The sequence below is a fragment of the Parabacteroides distasonis genome, from assembly GCF_004793765.1.
In the GTDB taxonomy this organism is placed as follows: Bacteria; Bacteroidota; Bacteroidia; order Bacteroidales; family Tannerellaceae; genus Parabacteroides; species Parabacteroides distasonis_A.
On the sequence record NZ_SRYM01000096.1, the window covers coordinates 1 to 2,500 of the forward strand.

2 tRNA genes and 2 rRNA genes (1 of these 4 cut by a window edge) are annotated in these 2,500 nt (G+C 54.6%); all 4 read left to right on the plus strand.

The features are described 5' to 3' along the window. Positions 1-58 precede the first annotated feature (58 nt). A 16S ribosomal RNA gene (locus E5342_RS18535) occupies positions 59-1,585 on the plus strand. Between the two features lie 150 nt (positions 1,586-1,735). Next, positions 1,736-1,809: transfer RNA gene (locus E5342_RS18540), tRNA-Ile, on the plus strand. A gap of 14 nt (positions 1,810-1,823) precedes the next feature. Then, a tRNA-Ala gene (locus tag E5342_RS18545) sits at positions 1,824-1,897 on the plus strand. Positions 1,898-2,002: 105 nt separating this feature from the next. Next, positions 2,003-2,500 (plus strand): 23S ribosomal RNA (locus E5342_RS18550); it runs 2,381 nt beyond the window's last position. Together the 16S and 23S rRNA genes with 2 tRNA genes alongside form the textbook arrangement of a ribosomal RNA operon.

Below are 2,500 nucleotides of genomic sequence, written 5' to 3' on the forward strand. Positions count from 1 at the left end.
GTATGACTTTGGACTACGATATACGGATTCCGGGGCGAGGATAAAAGAAACAATTTGAACAACGAAGAGTTTGATCCTGGCTCAGGATGAACGCTAGCGACAGGCTTAACACATGCAAGTCGAGGGGCAGCGGGGTGTAGCAATACGCCGCCGGCGACCGGCGCACGGGTGAGTAACGCGTATGCAACTTGCCTATCAGAGGGGGATAACCCGGCGAAAGTCGGACTAATACCGCATGAAGCAGGGATCCCGCATGGGAATATTTGCTAAAGATTCATCGCTGATAGATAGGCATGCGTTCCATTAGGCAGTTGGCGGGGTAACGGCCCACCAAACCGACGATGGATAGGGGTTCTGAGAGGAAGGTCCCCCACACTGGTACTGAGACACGGACCAGACTCCTACGGGAGGCAGCAGTGAGGAATATTGGTCAATGGGCGTAAGCCTGAACCAGCCAAGTCGCGTGAGGGATGAAGGATCTATGGTTCGTAAACCTCTTTTATAAGGGAATAAAGTGCGGGACGCGTCCCGCTTCGCATGTACCTTATGAATAAGGATCGGCTAACTCCGTGCCAGCAGCCGCGGTAATACGGAGGATCCGAGCGTTATCCGGATTTATTGGGTTTAAAGGGTGCGTAGGCGGCCTTTTAAGTCAGCGGTGAAAGTCTGTGGCTCAACCATAGAATTGCCGTTGAAACTGGGGGGCTTGAGTATGTTTGAGGCAGGCGGAATGCGTGGTGTAGCGGTGAAATGCATAGATATCACGCAGAACCCCGATTGCGAAGGCAGCCTGCCAAGCCATGACTGACGCTGATGCACGAAAGCGTGGGGATCGAACAGGATTAGATACCCTGGTAGTCCACGCAGTAAACGATGATCACTAGCTGTTTGCGATACACGGTAAGCGGCACAGCGAAAGCGTTAAGTGATCCACCTGGGGAGTACGCCGGCAACGGTGAAACTCAAAGGAATTGACGGGGGCCCGCACAAGCGGAGGAACATGTGGTTTAATTCGATGATACGCGAGGAACCTTACCCGGGTTTGAACGCATTCGGACCGAGGTGGAAACACCTTTTCTAGCAATAGCCGTTTGCGAGGTGCTGCATGGTTGTCGTCAGCTCGTGCCGTGAGGTGTCGGCTTAAGTGCCATAACGAGCGCAACCCTTGCCGCCAGTTACTAACAGGTCATGCTGAGGACTCTGGCGGGACTGCCAGCGTAAGCTGCGAGGAAGGCGGGGATGACGTCAAATCAGCACGGCCCTTACATCCGGGGCGACACACGTGTTACAATGGCGTGGACAAAGGGATGCCACCTGGCGACAGGGAGCGAATCCCCAAACCACGTCTCAGTTCGGATCGGAGTCTGCAACCCGACTCCGTGAAGCTGGATTCGCTAGTAATCGCGCATCAGCCATGGCGCGGTGAATACGTTCCCGGGCCTTGTACACACCGCCCGTCAAGCCATGGGAGCCGGGGGTGCCTGAAGTCCGTAACCGCGAGGATCGGCCTAGGGTAAAACTGGTGACTGGGGCTAAGTCGTAACAAGGTAGCCGTACCGGAAGGTGCGGCTGGAACACCTCCTTTCTGGAGCTTCAGGATTCCGTTCCGGGGTCATGCGAGGTATTGGTCTCTTGTGCTGCTGTTGGTATTATGTTTATTATATGGATCTTACGGGCCGGAATTCCGGTCAGGAGAGAGAGATGACGCTGGGACGTGAGTCTTGGCAAGGTTGACAGTCCTATAGCTCAGTTGGTTAGAGCGCTACACTGATAATGTAGAGGTCGGCAGTTCAACTCTGCCTGGGACTACTCCGAAGTAATGAGGGGGATTAGCTCAGCTGGCTAGAGCATCTGCCTTGCACGCAGAGGGTCAACGGTTCGAATCCGTTATTCTCCACACATCCCGCGAGGGAAAGAGGATCTTTGACATGTTGGACATCAAAAAGAAGAAACGAGTAGAGCGAGCTTAAGATATATCAACCCGTACGTATGTACGAGGTGAGAGAAAGTAAGCAAGGGCAGACGGTGGATGCCTTGGCTCTCGGAGGCGACGAAGGACGTGATAAGCTGCGAAAAGCCCGGGGGAGGAGCAAATATCCCTTGATCCCGGGATGTCCGAATGGGGCAACCCGGCAGGTTGAAGGCCTGCCATCCCGCAAGGGAGGCGAACGTGGGGAACTGAAACATCTAAGTACCCATAGGAGGAGAAAATAAACAATGATTCCGCAAGTAGTGGCGAGCGAACGCGGAAGAGCCCAAACCCGTGTCGTTTAGGCGACACGGGGGTTGTAGGACCACGACGTGGCAAGATAGAGTCAAGTGGAACGCCTTGGAAAGGGCGACCGTAGGGGGTGATAGTCCCGTACACGACTGACGATTGAAGCCTAGTGGCATCCTGAGTAGCGCGGGGCACGAGAAATCTTGCGTGAAGCAGCGGGGCCCATCCCGTAAGGCTAAATACTCCCGAGAGACCGATAGCGAACCAGTACCGTGAGGGAAA